Raw genomic sequence first — 14171 nt, 5'->3', positions numbered from 1 at the left:
CAGCGAACCCCGGGCCGGCCGCTTGGTGCAGGCCAGTAGCGCTTGAAGTTCCGCCTTGCGGGGTCGATCGGCTCCGACGTCCGGCAAGGCATCCGTTTCTCGCTGATCTCCCGGGAGTTGTCGATGATTTCCAAATCCCCAGCCCTGGTGCGAACCATGGTCATGGCTGCCATGCTCGTGCTGGGTCCGGCTGTTGCCCAGGTGGGGCATGCCCAGGCGGCTGCCTCGAATTACAACCTGCCCGATTTCACCGACCTGGTGGAGAAGGCCAGCCCGGCCGTCGTCAACATCCGGACCACCGAGCGCATCCGCTCGCGTGGTGGCAATTCGCCCGAAGACGACGAGATGGCCGAGTTCTTCCGTCGCTTCTTCGGCGTGCCGATGCCGGGCGCACCGGGTGGGCCGACCCCGCCGCGCCGTGGCCAGCCGCCGCAGGGCGAGGAACAGAGCCGTGGCGTAGGGTCCGGCTTCATCATCAGCCAGGATGGCTACGTGATGACCAACGCCCACGTGGTGGCGGACGCCGAGACCATCTATGTGACGCTCCCCGACAAGCGCGAATTCAAGGCCAAGCTGATCGGCTCCGACCGCCGCACCGACGTGGCCCTGATCAAGGTGGAAGCGAACAACCTGCCGCGGCTGCCGCTTGGCGATTCGGACAAGATCCGCCCGGGTGAGTGGGTGCTCGCCATCGGCTCGCCGTTCGGGCTCGACAACAGCGTGACCGCCGGTATCGTTTCGGCCAAGGGCCGCGACACGGGCGACTACCTGCCGTTCATCCAGACCGACGTGGCCGTGAACCCCGGTAATTCGGGCGGGCCGCTGATCAATCTGCGCGGCGAAGTGATCGGCATCAATTCGCAGATCTACAGCCGTAGCGGCGGCTACATGGGCATTTCGTTCGCGATTCCGATCGACGAAGCGATGCGCGTGTCAGAGCAGCTTAAGTCGTCCGGCAAGGTGACCCGTGGCCGGATCGCCGTGGCCATCGGCGATGTGACCAAGGAAGTGGCGGACTCGCTGGGCCTGGGCCGTGCGCGTGGCGCACTGGTCGGCAGCGTGGAGCCGGGCGGACCGGCCGAGAAGGCTGGCATTGAGGCGGGCGACATCATCCTGAAGTTCAACGGCCGCGACATCGAAAAGGCGTCGGACCTGCCGCGCATGGTCGGCGACACCAAGCCGGGCACCCGTGTGCCGCTGCAGGTGTGGCGCAAGGGGCAGACGCGTGACGTTTCCGTGACGGTGACCGAACTCGAGCCGGACAATGCCCGTGCCGTGGCGCGCCGGGGCGACAAGCGGGGCGGTAGCGCGGACGAAGCCGCGCCGGCCGCCAAGCCGAACGCGCTGGGGATGATCGTCACCGACATAGCCGAGACCAAGCTCAAGGAGCTGAAGATCAAGTCCGGCGTGGAAGTGGAGGCGGCAGACGGCCCGGCGGCACGTGCCGGCATCCGTCCGGGCGATATCATCCTGCGCCTGGGCGACGCCGACGTGACCAACGCGCGCCAGTTCAACGACATGGTGAAGGCGCTGGACAAGAACAAGATGGCGGCCGTGTTCGTGCGCCGTGGCGACGCTACCCAGGTGCTGACGCTGCGCCCGAGTCAGGCGCGGTAAGACGGTCCGGGGGAGTCCCCGGGCCAGAACCACCCATCGCGCCGGACTCGATGTCCGGCGCGATGTGTTTTCAGGTGCGCGATACGCCATTTTCGGGCGCCTGCACGGAAAGTGCCGATCACGGTTCCGACACCATTTACCGCGCCGGAAGTCCTTGAAAATCCGGTAAAATCGCGGATTGGCGCACGCATTGCGCCCCACCTTATTTATGCTCCCGCGCCCCCGTCCCACCTGGCGCGCCGGCGCTCCCCAGAACGCTAGATGGACCACATTCGTAATTTCTCGATCATTGCCCACATCGACCATGGGAAATCGACCCTGGCCGACCGGGTCATTCAACGGTGTGGCGGGCTGTCCGATCGCGAGATGGAAGCGCAGGTGCTCGACTCGATGGACATCGAGAAGGAGCGCGGCATCACCATCAAGGCCCAGACCGCGGCGCTTAGCTACAAGGCGCGCGATGGCCAGGTCTACAACCTCAACCTGATCGACACCCCGGGGCACGTGGACTTCAGCTACGAAGTCAGCCGCTCGCTGTCCGCCTGCGAAGGCGCGCTGCTGGTGGTGGATGCTTCGCAGGGCGTGGAAGCCCAGACCGTGGCCAACTGCTACACGGCCATCGAACTGGGCGTGGAAGTGGTGCCCGTGCTCAACAAGATCGACCTGCCGCAGGCGGACCCCGCCAATGCGATCCAGGAAATCGAGGACGTGATCGGCATTGACGCCCACGACGCCACGCCGTGCTCGGCCAAGACCGGCCAGGGCGTGGAAGACGTGATCGAGGCGATGATTGCCAAGGTGCCGCCGCCCAAGGGCGACCCCGCGGCCCCGCTGCAGGCGCTGATCATCGACTCCTGGTTCGATAATTACGTCGGCGTGGTCATGCTGGTGCGCGTGGTCAATGGGACGCTGCGCCCGAAGGACAAGGTCCTGCTGATGGCCACGGGCGCGCAGCATCTGGTGGAGCAGGTGGGCGTGTTCTCGCCGAAGTCGATGCCGCGCGAGTCGCTCTCTGCGGGGCAGGTGGGCTTCGTGATCGCGGGCATCAAGGAACTGAAGGCGGCCAAGGTGGGCGATACCATTACCACCATGGCGCGCAAGGCGACCGAGCCGCTGCCGGGCTTCAAGGAAGTCAAGCCACAGGTGTTCGCCGGCCTGTATCCGGTGGAATCGAACCAGTACGAGGCGTTGCGCGAATCGCTCGAGAAGCTGCGCCTGAACGACGCCTCGCTGCAATACGAGCCGGAAGTGTCCCAGGCGCTGGGCTTCGGCTTCCGCTGCGGCTTCCTGGGCCTGCTGCACATGGAAATCGTGCAGGAACGCCTCGAGCGCGAGTTCGACATGGACCTGATCACCACCGCGCCGACGGTGGTCTACCAGGTGCAGATGCGCGACGGCACGGTGCTGACCGTGGAAAATCCGGCCAAGATGCCCGATCCGAGTCGGATCGAGGCGATCCTGGAACCGATCGTCACGGTCAACCTGTACATGCCGCAGGACTACGTTGGCTCCGTGATCACGCTCTGCACGCAGAAGCGCGGCTCGCAGATCAACATGAGCTACCACGGCAAGCAGGTGCAGCTGACCTACGAGATCCCGATGGCCGAGATCGTGATGGACTTCTTCGATCGGCTGAAGTCGGTGTCGCGCGGCTATGCGTCGATGGATTACGAGTTCAAGGAATATCGCCCATCGGACGTGGTGAAGGTGGACATCCTGATCAACAGCGACAAGGTCGACGCGCTGTCCGTGATCGTGCACCGCTCGAACTCGCAATATCGCGGGCGCGAGGTGGCTGCCAAGATGCGCGAAATCATCCCGCGCCAGATGTACGACGTGGCTATCCAGGCGGCGATCGGGGCGAACATCATCGCCCGCGAGAACGTGAAGGCGCTGCGCAAGAACGTGCTGGCCAAGTGCTACGGCGGCGACATCTCGCGGAAGAAGAAGCTGCTGGAGAAGCAGAAGGCGGGCAAGAAGCGCATGAAGCAGGTGGGCACCGTGGAGATCCCGCAGGAGGCTTTCCTGGCGATCCTGCAGGTGGATGACAAGTAAGCCGCAGGCCAGCGCCAAGTCCGCTGGCTGGGTGACAAGACGATCTTCTAAAAAATCAACGCCAAGCCGTCATGAATTTTGCACTGATCCTTTTTGTGCTGGTGGTCATTACAGGCATTGCCTGGGTTGCCGACAAGCTGGTCTTCGAGCGCCAGCGCCGTAGCGTGGCGCATCTGGCCCTGGCCGAGTTCGACGCGCGCCGCGGCGACATGCAGGCGGTGCACGGTAGCACCGAGCTGGACGCCTCGCGCGCCCGGCTGGCCGAGGAAAAGCTGCGCCAGCCGTGGTGGCTCGAGTACTCGGCGAGCTTCTTCCCGGTCATCCTCGCGGTGTTCGTGCTTCGCTCCTTCGTGGTGGAGCCCTTCAAGATCCCGTCCGGCTCGATGATCCCGACGCTGCTGATCGGCGACTTCATCCTCGTCAACAAGTACGACTACGGCATCCGCCTGCCGGTGGTGAACAAGAAGGTCCTCGACGTTGGCACGCCGCAGCGCGGTGACGTGATGGTGTTCCGCTACCCGAAGGACGAGTCGCTCGACTACATCAAGCGCGTGGTAGGGGTGCCCGGCGACATGGTGCGCTACGAGAACAAGAAGCTGACCGTGAACGGCAAGCCGGCCGAGTACAGCGCCTTGCCCGACTACCTCGACGAGGAGCGGCTGTCCTATTCGAAGCATTTCACCGAGACGCTGCCGGGCGGCGTGGCGCATGGCATCCTGAACGATGCCGACCGTCCGGCGTTCGTGGCGGGCGCGGATCCCGATTTCCCGTTCCGCGAGAACTGCACTTACAATCAGCAGGGGCTGACGTGTAAAGTGCCGGAAGGGCACTATTTCGTCATGGGCGACAACCGTGACAACAGCCTGGATTCACGTTACTGGGGCTTCGTCCCGGACAAGAACGTCGTAGGCAAGGCGTTCGTGATCTGGATGAACCTCGGCAATTTTGGGCGCGTGGGGTCGTTCAAGTAACGGTCGGACGCCTCGCGCAGCGCAAATACACTCAAAAAACGAGGGAAGCGCAAAATGGGTCAGAAGTTGGGTTTTTCGGGGAAGAGGGGAAATATCCGCGTGGGTGTGCTTGAAAGATCACGTGGATTTTCGTTGGGGTCGTTGCTGATCGTCATCATTATCGTGATTGCGGTGGTGCTGCCGGCGGTAAAGGCGATTCCCAGCATGCTCGAATACTTCTCGGTCAAGCGGGCAGTGAATTACGCGAAGGATCGGTCGGTCAACCGCAAGGATGTGGCGGCCAACTTCGACAAGCAGGCCCAGATCGATCGCATCGAGGCGCTCAAGGGCGACGATCTCGACGTGATCGAGGACGAAGCCGGCAGGATACGCAGCATTGGTTTTTCGTACCGGACCGAGATTCCCGTCTATGGTCCGATGAGTCTATTGATTACCTATTCGGGAACGCAGTAACGACATGATCCTCGACGCCTTGCAGCAACGTCTCGGCTACCGATTCAGCAAGCCCGAATTGCTGCAGCAGGCGCTCACCCATCGCAGTCATAGCGCCCATCACAACGAGCGCCTGGAATTTCTGGGCGACTCGGTGCTGAACTGCGCCGTGGCCGACATGCTCTACGGCATGTTCGGCAAGCTCGATGAGGGCGATCTTTCCCGCGTGCGCGCCAACCTGGTCAAGCAGCAGGCGCTGTACGAGATCGCCCAGATGCTCCAGCTCTCCGACGCCCTGCGCCTGGGCGAGGGCGAGTTGAAGAGCGGCGGCTTCCGCCGTCCATCGATTCTGGCGGATGCGCTGGAGGCCATTGTCGGCGCAGTGTTCCTCGATGCCGGCTTTGACGCCGCGCGGGCGCTGATCCGCAAGCTGTATATCCCCATTCTGGAGCAGGTGGACCCCCGTACGCTGGGGAAGGACGCCAAGACCCTGCTCCAGGAGTATCTGCAGGGCCACAAGATCGCCCTGCCGCAGTACAACGTCATCGCCACACACGGTGCCGCACACAGCCAGCAGTTTGAAGTCGAATGCACCGTGCCTAAACTGGAGGTGCGCGTGTTCGGCACCGGCGCCTCGCGCCGTGCGGCCGAGCAGGCGGCGGCCAAGCTCGCGCTGGATGAGGTGCAGAAGCTCGTGCCCCAGCTGCTCAAGCGCAGCCGGGCCGAGCGCACGGGCAAGACCCGCAAGCAGCCGGTGCCACCGGATCCCCAGTTGTCTCTCAGGTTGAAGGAATGACCGAATCTACCCCTCCGCAGCAGGACGCCCAGGCACCCTCGGATGCCAAGGCGTTCCGCTGCGGCACGGTGGCCATTGTTGGCCGCCCCAACGTGGGCAAGTCCACGTTGATGAATGCACTTGTCGGCCAGAAGGTCAGCATCACGTCCCGCAAGGCGCAAACCACGCGCCATCGCATCGTCGGTATCCAGACCACCGATGACGCGCAGTTCGTTTTCGTCGATACGCCAGGCTTCCAGACCCGCCACGCCAGCGCGCTGAACCGCTCGCTGAACCGCGCAGTCACGTCCACGCTGTCTACGGTGGATCTGGTGCTGTTCGTCGTGGAAGCCGGCTATTTCAGCGCCGATGACGAGAAGGTGCTGTCGTTGCTGCCGAAGAACGTGCCGGTGCTGCTGGTCACCAACAAGCTCGATCGCCTGGGCGAGAACCGCGCCGAGGTGATGATGCCGTTCCTGGAAAAGATGGGACAGCTGTTCCCGTTCCGGGAAGTGGTGCCGATGTCGGCGAAGACGCACGATCACATCACGCGGCTGCTGGCCATCATCCGTCCGTACCTGCTCGAAGGCGAGCCGATGTACGACGCCGATGCGATGACCGACCGCAGCGAGCGCTTCCTGGCCTCGGAAATCATCCGCGAGAAGGTCTTCCGCTGGACTGGCGATGAGCTGCCGTACACGAGCACCGTGATCATCGACAAGTTCGAGACCGAAGGTCGGCTGCGCCGCGTGTTTGCGACGATCCTGGTCGAGCGCGACGCGCACAAGGCCATGATCATCGGCAACAAGGGTGCCAAGCTCAAGCAGATCTCCACCGAGGCGCGCCTCGACATGGAGAAGCTGTTCGACGGCAAGGTCTACCTGGAGATGTGGATCAAGGTCAAGAGCGGCTGGGCCGACAACGAAGCCGGACTGCGGGCCTACGGCTACGAGTGAGCAAGATACCTGACGCGCCCCGAGCCGCGCCCAGGCGCGCGCGGAGCGCCGATCCCATCGCCGAGGAGGCCGCCGAACTGCTGGAAGTGCAGGGCGGTACCGGGCTGTCCCCGGCCGTGGCCGCCGGCCGCGAGATGATGGACCGGGCCATGCGGATCGTGCCCGCACGCACCGAGCTGCGCGTGACCAACGAGTCCGGCTTCGTGCTCCACGCCTATCCCTATCGTGAGACCAGTCTCATTCTGGACGTCTTCACGCGCGACCACGGCCGCATGGCCATGGTGGCGAAGGGCGCCAAGCGGCCGCATTCGGCGCTGCGCTCGGTGCTTCAGCACTTCCATCCGATTTCGCTCTCCTGGACCGGCCGCGGCGAGGTCAAGACGCTGACTAAGGCCGAATACATGGGCGGCATGCTGCCGCTGGCCGGCGATGCGCTGCTATCGGGCTTCTATCTCAACGAATTGCTATTGCGCTTCTGCCCGCGCGAGGATGCACATCCGGCGCTGTTCAAGCACTACATGATCACGCTGACGCGGCTCGCGCATGGTGAGCCGGCCAGTCTGGTGCTACGCAGCTTCGAGCGCGTGTTGCTGCAGGAGACCGGGTTCGCGGTGGCGTTCGACCAGTGCGTGAGCACCGGGGAGTCGGTGCAACCGGGCCTCGACTACGTGTATCACCCCGAACGCGGCGTGCGCCGCGCGCAGCCGAGCGATCCGTCGAGTTGGCCCGTGGTGTCCGGCCAGACCTTGCTGGACATGGGGCGGGACGACTACGGCCGCGCCCAGACCGCCACACAAAGCCGCGCCCTGATGCGTTTCCTGCTGCATTATTATCTGCAGGGTGCGCCGCTGAAAACGCGGCAAATCCTTATCGACCTGCAATTTCTGTAAAGCCATGATTTTTCACGCGAATCCCGGCGTCATCGACCTTGGCGTCAACATCGACCACGTGGCCACGCTGCGGAATGCGCGCGGCACCGCCTACCCTGACCCGATCGAGGCCGCCCTCCAGGCGGAAATCGCCGGCGCAGACGTGATTACGCTGCACCTGCGCGAGGATCGCCGCCATATCCGCGACGCGGACGTGCGCGCACTGCGCCCGAAGCTCGCCACCCGGATGAATCTGGAATGCGCAATCACACGCGAAATGCTCGATATCGCCTGCGAAATCCGTCCGCAGGACGTCTGCCTCGTACCTGAGAAGCGCGAGGAAGTGACTACCGAAGGCGGTCTCGACGTCGCCGGCCATTTCGAGCAGGTCAGCGCTGCCTGCCGGCAACTGGCGGATGCGGGCATCCGCGTCTCGCTGTTTATCGATCCTGATCCGGACCAGATCGCGGCCGCGGCCGCGTGCAAGGCGCCGGTCATCGAGATCCACACCGGCCGCTACGCCGACGCCCATACGCCCGAGGAGCAGGCGGCGGAATTTCGTCGTGTGTCCGAAGGCGTGGACGCAGGCATCCGCCAGGGCCTCGTCGTCAATGCCGGCCACGGCCTGCACTACACCAATGTGCAACAGATCGCGGCACTGCCCGGCATCAAGGAGCTGAACATCGGCCATGCGATCGTTGCGCATGCGGTGTTCGTCGGTTGGCAGAACGCGGTGCGCGAGATGAAGGCCATCATGGTGGCCGCGCGCCTGGGCACCCGTTATCCCGTGCCGGGACAGGCGGCGTGATCTACGGCATCGGCACCGACATCATCCAGATCGATCGCGTGCAGGGCGTGATGGAGCGCACGCGCGGCCGTTTCGCGGAGAAGGTGCTCGGCCCGCGTGAGCTGAAGGTCTATCACGCGCGCAAGGCGCGCTCGGAGAAGCGCGGGCTGGCCTTCCTGGCCACGCGCTTCGCGGCCAAGGAGGCGTTCTCGAAGGCCATCGGCCTGGGGATGCGCTGGCCGATGACGTGGCGCGCCATGGAACTGCTGAACCTGCCGTCGGGCGAGCCCACGCCGCAATGCACCGGTGAGCTGGCCGACTGGGTGCAGGAACGCGGGCTGACCATCCGGGTCAGTGTCAGTGACGAACACGAGTACGCGGTGGCGTTCGCCATCGCGGAGCGGGGCGGCCAGCCGGCCGACACCGCATCCTGAACCTACGCAGCCTGAATTCAAGATATTCCTATGATCAAGAAAGTTTCCGGCAAGCATCCGGGCCCGGTGGTGCTCGACGTGGTTGGCAAGCAGCTCGACGCCGAGGACATGCGTCGCATCGCCCATCCGCTGACGGGCGGCGTGATCCTGTTCGCACGGAATTTCGAGTCGCGCGCCCAGTTGACCGCGTTGACGCGGGCGATTCGCGCGGTGCGCGAGGACGTGCTGATCTGCATCGATCATGAAGGCGGCCGCGTGCAGCGCGCCAAGACCGATGGCTTCACGCACCTGCCGGCGATGGCAAAACTCGGCGAATTGTGGGATCGCGATGTGATGACGGCCACCAAGGTCGCCATCGCGTGCGGCTACGTGCTGGCCGCCGAACTGCGCGCGTGCGACATCGACCTGAGCTTCACGCCGGTGCTCGATCTCGACCATGGCCGCAGCGCCGTGATCGGCGACCGCGCGTTCCACGCCGATCCACGCGTGGTGACGATGCTGGCCAACCATCTCACGCACGGCCTGCTGCTGGCTGGCATGAGCAACTGCGGCAAGCATTTCCCGGGTCATGGCTTCGTCGAGGCTGATTCGCACGTGGCCGTGCCGGTCGACGAGCGTGACGTCGAAGAGATTCTGGCCCTCGACGCGCGTCCGTATGACTGGATGGGCAATGCGCTGGCGTCCGTGATGCCCGCGCACGTGATCTATCCGAAGGTCGACCCGAACCCGGCCGGCTTCTCGCCGTTCTGGCTTCAGGATGTACTGCGTACGCGACTCGGCTTCGAGGGCGTGATCTTCAGCGACGACCTGAGCATGGAAGGCGCCAGCGTGGCCGGCACGGTGACCCAGGGCGCGCGAGCCGCGCTCGATGCGGGGTGCGACATGGTGCTGATCTGCAACCATCCGGAGCGCGCCGACCAGTTGCTGAAGGAACTGGACGATCTGAAGGGCGACAAGGTGTCGCAACGCCGCATCCGCAAGCTGTTCGGTCGCAAGCGTCCGCTGGACTGGAACAAACTGCAACAGGATGCCGACTATCGTGCCGCACTGCGCCTGCTGCGCGAGCATGACCTGATCGCCTGACACGTCGACGTCGGCGGGCAAAAACAAAAAGGGCAGCCGAAGCTGCCCTTTTTGCTGTCTCGCGGCGACGCCTTAGTTGGCGCGGCTGCGGTATTCGCCGGTACGCGTGTCGATTTCGATCTTGTCACCGATGTTGCAGAACAGCGGCACTTGCAGCTCGAACCCGGTGTTGATCTTGGCGCCCTTGAGCACCTTGCCCGACGACGTGTCGCCCTTGACGGCCGGTTCCGTGTAGATGATCTCGCGGACCAGCGTGGTCGGCATGTCCACCGAGATGGCCTTCTCGTTGTAGAACACCACTTCCACGTTCATGCCGTCTTCGAGGTAGTTCAGCGCGTCGCCCATGCTGTCCTGCTCGACTTCGAACTGGTTGTAGTCCGTGTCCATGAACACGTACATCGGGTCGGCGAAGTACGAGTAGGTGCATTCGCGGCGATCCAGCATCACCACTTCGAACTTGTCGTCAGCCTTGAACACCGACTCGCCCGGGGCGTCCGTCAGCAGGTTCTTGTACTTCATCTTGACGACGGCGGCGTTACGGCCCGACTTGTTGTACTCGGCCTTCTGCACGACCATCGGGTCGGAACCGATCATGAACACGTTGCCGACGCGGAGTTCTTGTGCGATCTTCATCTGAACTATCTTCCTGAAAAAAGTAATCCGGGGCGCTCATGACCCCGATTCGCGATATGCGGTATGGCGAAGGCGCGCGGCCGGCAGTTGCTCTTTTTGGCTCGCCATCATCAAAATCAACCCGTTATTTTACCCGATTTTCGCAAAAGACCACCAGATTTGCCGCGAGGTCGCCCAAGTGCTGCAATTGCCGCTGCCAGCGGTCCATGGCCGTAGCGAGAGCAGGCAATTGTGCGTGGAACTGCGCCCAGTCGGGCGCGTGCGGGGTGGCGCCATGGCCGTTCCAGGCATGGCAAAAGGCGGTCATGGCCTGGGCAGCCTCCGGCGAAACGCCGCACCGGCTGAATCGCTCGAGCCACGCATCGAGCTTCACATGGTGCGCCACGTCGTCCTGCGGGTAGATGTGCCAGACCATGGGCCGCGCGGCCCAGTGCGCGCGCACGCAGGAATCCTCGCCACGCACGAAGTTCACGTCGCAGGCCCAGAGCAGTTCGTCGTAGTTTTCCTGCCTCACGAACGGAATCACCTGGAGGGTCAGGTTGCCTTGCGTCAGCGAGGTGCCGGGGGCCACCTGCTCCGCCGGGGCGCCGAACCACGCGGCCGCCTGCTGCGCTGCCGGGCCTTGCGGCACCAGGCACTGCACGGGCGTGGCGCCGTCGCGCCATTGGGCCAGCAAGGCGGGTAGGGCGGGATTCGTATAGGCGAACAGGCTTACGCGCAACGCATCTGGCAGGGGTTGCGTGCCGAGCCGGTACCAGAGTGTCGATTGCGCGGCGCGGCTGGATAGGAAGGCATCGCGCTGCGCGCCCAGCATTGACTCCCGCAGCAGCCCGCCCGTGCCGTGCGCAAAGCCGGGGAAGAAGAAGTACTTCACGAGCGGCAGCTTCGGATGGGGCGAGGACAGCGCATGGTGCTCGCTGACCCATGCCTCGGCGCTCAGGTATTCCAGGTTGATCCATACCGGCGGGCGCGGCGCGGCGGCCATCGCGGCCAGGAAGGGCTCGGGCAGGTGGCAGGCGAACGCCTCGATGACGAGGTCGTGCGGCGGCAGCGGCTCGAACGGGGCACCGGGAGAGGCATCCCAGCGACGCACCTCCACGCCGCCCAGGTGCTGGCAGGCGCGTGCCGGGTCGATCTCCGGCGCCAGCCGCGCGAAGCTGCCCAGGTCATCCACCCAGAGTCGCACCGCGTGGCCGTGCTCCTGTGAGAGTTGGCGCGCCAGGCGCCAGCAAACGCCGATATCGCCGAAGTTATCGACGACCGTGCAGAAGATGTCGCAGGATTGAATGGGCATGGCGGCGTCCCGTTCCGCGAGGGCACGCGGAAGATTTGCTCTAAACTTGCGATTCTAGAGCGAGGCCAGCCCCTGCGCGCCTTGCCGCCCAAACTTTCTTGTCCCCCGATGCCCGAGCAGGAACCGGTTTCCCCGAACGACGCTTCGAACGATGCACCCGCCGAGGTCCGCGTGGATCTCCCGGCCGAGGCCCCCGCCGACATCCCGGCATTCGACCCCCGGCGGATCCTGGCGCGGCTGCCCGGCCTGCCGGGCGTGTACCGCTATTTCGACGCCGACGGCAACGTGCTCTACGTGGGTAAGGCGCGCGACCTGAAAAAGCGTGTCTCGAGCTACTTCAACAAGACCCAGCTGTCGCCGCGCATCGCGATGATGGTGGGGAAGATCGCTCGCATCGATACCACGGTGGTCCGGACCGAGGCCGAGGCGCTGCTGCTTGAGAACAATCTCATCAAGGCACTCGCCCCGCGCTACAACATCCTGTTCCGCGACGACAAGTCTTATCCATTCCTCAAGCTGACCGGCCACAAGTTCCCGCGCATGGCCTACTACCGGGGGGCGACGGACCGCAAGCACCAGTACTTCGGCCCGTTCCCGAGTGCCTACGCGGTGCGCGAAAGCATGCAGATCCTGCAGAAGGTGTTCCAGCTGCGCACCTGCGAGGACACGGTGTTCAACAACCGCACCCGGCCTTGCCTGCTGCATCAGATTCATCGCTGCACGGCGCCGTGCGTGAAGGCGATCAGCGAAGAAGATTACGCGCGCGACGTGCATAACGCCGCGCGCTTCCTCCAGGGCCGCGAGACCGAGGTGCTCGACGGCCTCCAGGTCAAGATGGAAGAGCACGCGGTGCAATTGCGCTTCGAGCAGGCCGCCGCTGTGCGCGACCAGATCGCCGCGCTCTCCACGGTGCTCAAGCGGCAGGCTGTGGAGGAGGTGGGGCAGGCGCGCGACATCGACATTCTGTCCGTGGCCGTGCAGGGTGGGCGTGCGTGCGTGAATCTGGCGATGGTGCGCGGGGGCCGCCATCTTGGCGACAAAGCCTATTTCCCCGCGCATGCCGACGAAGCGGCGATGATCGTCGAAGATAGCGACGATGCCGGGGAGGGCGAAGGCGAGCAGGTGGTGCCGGAAGCCGGGCCGCTGTCCGTGGACCGCATCGCGGCCCGCGTGCTGTCGGCCTTCATGGTCCAGCACTATCTCGATCAGGCGCCGCCGCCGATCATCGTGGTGAGCCATCTGCCAGCCGATGCCGCGCTGGTGGAGGCCCTGTCGATGCAGGCAGGCCGCAAGATCGCGCTGGTGCGGCAGCCGCAGGGCCAGCGCAAGATCTGGCTCGAGATGGCGACGCAAGGCGCGGCGCTGGCGTTGGCGCGCCGGCTGGCGGAGCAGGGCAGCCAGGAGGCGCGCACGCGTGCGCTTGCCGAGACCATCGCCCTGGATATGGAAGACCTGACGATGCTCCGCATTGAGTGCTTCGACATCAGCCACACGGCGGGTGAGGCCACCCAGGCATCCTGCGTGGTGTTCCACCACCATGAGATGCAGAACAGCGAATATCGGCGCTACAACATCCAGGACATCACGCCCGGCGACGACTATGCGGCCATGCGTCAGGTGCTCACGCGCCGGTACCAGAAGCTGGTGGAGCAGATCCAGGAAGATGGCGGCGAGTTGGGCGGAGAAGGCGCCCCGGACGGCGTGCCGCGCATGCCGCGCGTAGTGCTGATCGACGGCGGCAAGGGGCAGGTCGAGGTGGCGCGCCAGGTGTTCGAGGAGCTTGGGCTCGACATCGGCCTGCTGGTCGGCGTGGCGAAGGGCGAAGGCCGCAAGGTGGGGCTGGAGACACTGGTCTTCGCCGATGGCCGCCCGTCGCTGGAACTGGGGCAGGGCAGCGCAGCGCTGATGCTCGTCGCCCAGATCCGCGACGAGGCCCACCGCTTTGCCATCACCGGCATGCGGGCGCGGCGCGCCAAGGCGCGCAACACGTCGCGGCTGGAGGAAATCGAGGGTGTGGGCGCGCGCCGGCGGCAAAAGCTGCTGACGCGTTTCGGCGGCCTGCGCGGCGTCATGGCTGCCAGCATCGACGAACTTGCCAGCGTGGAAGGCATCTCGCGCACCCTGGCCGAGGAGATCTACCGCCAGTTGCATTGACCGGCCCGCCCGGCCGGTTGCCAGCCATTTCAGCCCGAAACTGGCGGGTTCGGCTGGAAATCGGCGACAATCGCGGCATTCGCCTTCCAGACCATCGCCGGATCGGCCCGT

At 64.8% G+C, this 14171-nt stretch carries 13 protein-coding genes; 11 read left to right on the top strand and 2 right to left on the bottom strand.

Annotated elements, in window-relative coordinates:
• Positions 1-123: 123 nt before the first annotated feature.
• From BM115_RS02025 to nagZ, 10 genes are all read left to right on the top strand, one after another.
• On the top strand, positions 124-1617 hold the full coding sequence (locus BM115_RS02025; protein WP_092290847.1) for a DegQ family serine endoprotease: 1494 nt from the start codon (positions 124-126) through the stop codon (positions 1615-1617).
• 261 nt (positions 1618-1878) lie between these two features.
• Entirely contained in the window at positions 1879-3672 is a 1794-nt protein-coding gene (lepA, locus tag BM115_RS02020) for a translation elongation factor 4 (RefSeq protein WP_092290020.1), read from the top strand.
• A 71-nt stretch (positions 3673-3743) separates the two neighbouring features.
• Positions 3744-4643, top strand: coding sequence for a signal peptidase I (gene lepB / locus BM115_RS02015; protein WP_092290018.1), 900 nt, complete (start codon positions 3744-3746; stop codon positions 4641-4643).
• Positions 4644-4697: 54 nt separating this feature from the next.
• Positions 4698-5096 carry a DUF4845 domain-containing protein gene (locus BM115_RS02010; RefSeq protein WP_092290015.1) on the top strand — a complete coding sequence of 133 codons (399 nt, stop codon included), beginning with the start codon at positions 4698-4700 and terminating at the stop codon, positions 5094-5096.
• A gap of 4 nt (positions 5097-5100) precedes the next feature.
• The gene (rnc, locus tag BM115_RS02005) at positions 5101-5871 is read left to right on the top strand and encodes a ribonuclease III (RefSeq protein WP_092290014.1); all 771 of its coding nucleotides are present in this window, start codon (positions 5101-5103) and stop codon (positions 5869-5871) included.
• On the top strand, positions 5868-6806 hold the full coding sequence (gene era / locus BM115_RS02000) for a GTPase Era (RefSeq protein ID WP_092290013.1): 939 nt from the start codon (positions 5868-5870) through the stop codon (positions 6804-6806). The genes rnc and era overlap by 4 nt, the downstream gene beginning before the upstream one ends.
• Positions 6803-7696, top strand: coding sequence for a DNA repair protein RecO (gene recO / locus BM115_RS01995; protein ID WP_177219832.1), 894 nt, complete (start codon positions 6803-6805; stop codon positions 7694-7696). The genes era and recO overlap by 4 nt, the downstream gene beginning before the upstream one ends.
• Positions 7697-7700: 4 nt before the next feature.
• A complete protein-coding gene (gene pdxJ / locus BM115_RS01990) occupies positions 7701-8483 on the top strand; it encodes a pyridoxine 5'-phosphate synthase (RefSeq protein ID WP_092290012.1) in 783 nt (260 codons plus the stop codon).
• Positions 8480-8896 (top strand): holo-ACP synthase, encoded by a 417-nt coding sequence (gene acpS / locus BM115_RS01985; protein ID WP_092290011.1) that lies wholly within the window; start codon positions 8480-8482, stop codon positions 8894-8896. The genes pdxJ and acpS overlap by 4 nt, the downstream gene beginning before the upstream one ends.
• 30 nt (positions 8897-8926) lie before the next feature.
• Complete coding sequence (gene nagZ, locus BM115_RS01980) at positions 8927-9979, top strand: beta-N-acetylhexosaminidase (RefSeq protein WP_092290005.1); 1053 nt, start codon at positions 8927-8929, stop codon at positions 9977-9979.
• Between the two features lie 72 nt (positions 9980-10051).
• Here the strand turns inward: nagZ and efp are convergent, their stop codons facing one another.
• Complete coding sequence (efp, locus tag BM115_RS01975; RefSeq protein ID WP_092290000.1) at positions 10052-10612, bottom strand: elongation factor P; 561 nt, start codon at positions 10610-10612, stop codon at positions 10052-10054.
• 124 nt (positions 10613-10736) lie between these two features.
• Positions 10737-11906 (bottom strand): elongation factor P maturation arginine rhamnosyltransferase EarP, encoded by a 1170-nt coding sequence (earP, locus tag BM115_RS01970; protein ID WP_092289985.1) that lies wholly within the window; start codon positions 11904-11906, stop codon positions 10737-10739.
• 108 nt (positions 11907-12014) lie between these two features.
• On the opposite strand from earP, the gene uvrC reads away from it, so the two are divergent.
• Entirely contained in the window at positions 12015-14060 is a 2046-nt protein-coding gene (gene uvrC, locus BM115_RS01965) for an excinuclease ABC subunit UvrC (protein WP_092289980.1), read from the top strand.
• Positions 14061-14171: the final 111 nt, after the last annotated feature.

It is taken from the genome of Cupriavidus sp. OV096 (assembly GCF_900115455.1).
Taxonomy (GTDB): domain Bacteria; phylum Pseudomonadota; class Gammaproteobacteria; order Burkholderiales; family Burkholderiaceae; genus Cupriavidus.
The sequence above is the reverse complement of the archived record's forward strand: the minus strand, read 5'-3'. Positions and strand labels throughout refer to the sequence as shown.

Coding starts and splice junctions, on each gene's coding strand:
- lepA (WP_092290020.1), top strand. CDS start 1,879: ATGGACCACATTCGTAATTTCTCGATCATTGCCCACATCGACCATGGG.
- pdxJ (WP_092290012.1), top strand. CDS start 7,701: ATGATTTTTCACGCGAATCCCGGCGTCATCGACCTTGGCGTCAACATC.
- efp (WP_092290000.1), bottom strand. CDS start 10,612: ATGAAGATCGCACAAGAACTCCGCGTCGGCAACGTGTTCATGATCGGT.
- nagZ (WP_092290005.1), top strand. CDS start 8,927: ATGATCAAGAAAGTTTCCGGCAAGCATCCGGGCCCGGTGGTGCTCGAC.
- rnc (WP_092290014.1), top strand. CDS start 5,101: ATGATCCTCGACGCCTTGCAGCAACGTCTCGGCTACCGATTCAGCAAG.
- uvrC (WP_092289980.1), top strand. CDS start 12,015: ATGCCCGAGCAGGAACCGGTTTCCCCGAACGACGCTTCGAACGATGCA.
- BM115_RS02025 (WP_092290847.1), top strand. CDS start 124: ATGATTTCCAAATCCCCAGCCCTGGTGCGAACCATGGTCATGGCTGCC.
- BM115_RS02010 (WP_092290015.1), top strand. CDS start 4,698: ATGGGTCAGAAGTTGGGTTTTTCGGGGAAGAGGGGAAATATCCGCGTG.
- lepB (WP_092290018.1), top strand. CDS start 3,744: ATGAATTTTGCACTGATCCTTTTTGTGCTGGTGGTCATTACAGGCATT.
- earP (WP_092289985.1), bottom strand. CDS start 11,906: ATGCCCATTCAATCCTGCGACATCTTCTGCACGGTCGTCGATAACTTC.
- era (WP_092290013.1), top strand. CDS start 5,868: ATGACCGAATCTACCCCTCCGCAGCAGGACGCCCAGGCACCCTCGGAT.